Origin of the sequence: Arthrobacter sp. I3 (assembly GCF_000520575.1) — a bacterium.
In the GTDB taxonomy this organism is placed as follows: Bacteria; Actinomycetota; Actinomycetes; order Actinomycetales; family Micrococcaceae; genus Arthrobacter; species Arthrobacter humicola_A.
Genome location: NZ_KI914914.1, coordinates 29,183 through 30,558, shown reverse-complemented (window position 1 = coordinate 30,558; position 1,376 = coordinate 29,183). Strand labels below are relative to the sequence as shown.

Annotated in this window: 1 protein-coding gene and 1 pseudogene; one reads left to right on the top strand and one right to left on the bottom strand. The window is 69.0% G+C overall.

The features are described from left to right. Positions 1–121: 121 nt before the first annotated feature. Complete coding sequence (locus Y706_RS0107440) at positions 122–763, top strand: NADPH-dependent F420 reductase (protein WP_028276103.1); 642 nt, start codon at positions 122–124, stop codon at positions 761–763. 110 nt (positions 764–873) lie between these two features. Here Y706_RS0107440 and Y706_RS24130 read toward each other — a convergent pair. Further along, positions 874–1,376: pseudogene (locus tag Y706_RS24130) on the bottom strand (gfo/Idh/MocA family oxidoreductase); the annotation flags it as partial.

Genomic DNA, 1,376 nt, shown 5'->3' with positions numbered 1-1,376 from the left:
GGCGAGCGGGGAGGCTTCCGGCGAATTGGACTCGCATGCCCCGGCCGGTGTCCTGACGGTCCCAGCCGCACAGCGTCCTTAACCGGCGAAATATCTTCGCCTGCCCGGGTGTTGCTCCGGCATGACAACAATCGGAATCATCGGTGCAGGACACATCGGCGGCCAGATCGCCCGCAAGGCCGTGGAGCTCGGCTACGACGTCGTGATCAGCAACTCGCGCGGTCCGGAGACCCTGGCGGACCTCGTCGCGGAACTGGGGCCCAAGGCCCGGGCCGCGACGCCGGCCGAGGCGGCCGCAGCCGGCGACTTCGCCGTCGTCACCGTGCCGCTCAGGAGCCTCCCGGACGTCCCCGTGGAACCGCTGGCCGCCAAGATCGTCCTCGACACCAACAACTACTACTGGGAACGTGACGGGCATATCCCGGCCCTGGATGCCGGCGAGGCCACCACCTCCGGCCTGCTGCAGGAGCACCTTCCCCAGTCCAAGGTGGCCAAGGCTTTCAACCACATCATGTTCTCCCAGATCACCACGGACGGGACGCCGGCCGGCACCCCGAACCGCCGTGCCATGGCCACGGCGAGCGACTTCCCGGAAGCGGCCGAGCTGGTGACCAGGCTCTACGACGAATTCGGCTTCGACACCGTCAACATGGGCCCGCTCGCCGAAAGCTGGCGCACGGAACGGGACCGCCCGGCCTACGTGATCCGGCAGAACGCGGCCGAGCTCACCGAGAACCTGGCCAAGGCTCCGCGCACCATCTGACCCGTCTTGGCCCGGGCGCACGAATTCGCCGGAAGCCTGCGAGGTCGCCGGACTTTTCCGGCGAACGGGCAGGTTTCCGGCGAATTCGGCCGTGTGTGTCTGAGTGGGCGCTAGGAGGAGACCCCCACGGCCGCCGCAGTCAGGTCGGTCAGCTCAACCGGGGCAGGGCGGGCAACCGTGCTGCCGATCCGGACCGGCGCACCCGTGTGCGCCGACTCCAGCACGGACTCCATCACCTCCAGGGCGTGGAATGCCAGGGCACCGCCCGCCCTGGGTTCCTGGCCCGCAGGGGTGCGGATGAGATCGGAGATGCCGAAGCCCCGCCCCGATTCCACATAGCCCGCGGAGGCGGGCAGGGTCTCCCAGTCGTCTGCACCGAGGGCGAAGAGCTGCACGTCGCCGTCGAAGTGGTTGGGGTCCGGGACCACGAGGGAGCCGTGCTCGCCGTGGATTTCGATGTTGGGGCTCTTGGTTTTCACGGCGTCGAAGCTCATCACCAGCGTGGACAAGGCCCCCGAGGCGTGGACCAGGACGCCGGTGACGTGGGTGTCGGTTGCCACGGGCACGTTCTGGCCTTCGCGTGGGCCCGAGCCGATGGTCCGCTCGTCGCGGG

Excerpts from the sequence above, each read along its gene's own strand:
- Y706_RS0107440 (WP_028276103.1), top strand. The coding sequence starts at position 122 with ATGACAACAATCGGAATCATCGGTGCAGGACACATCGGCGGCCAGATC.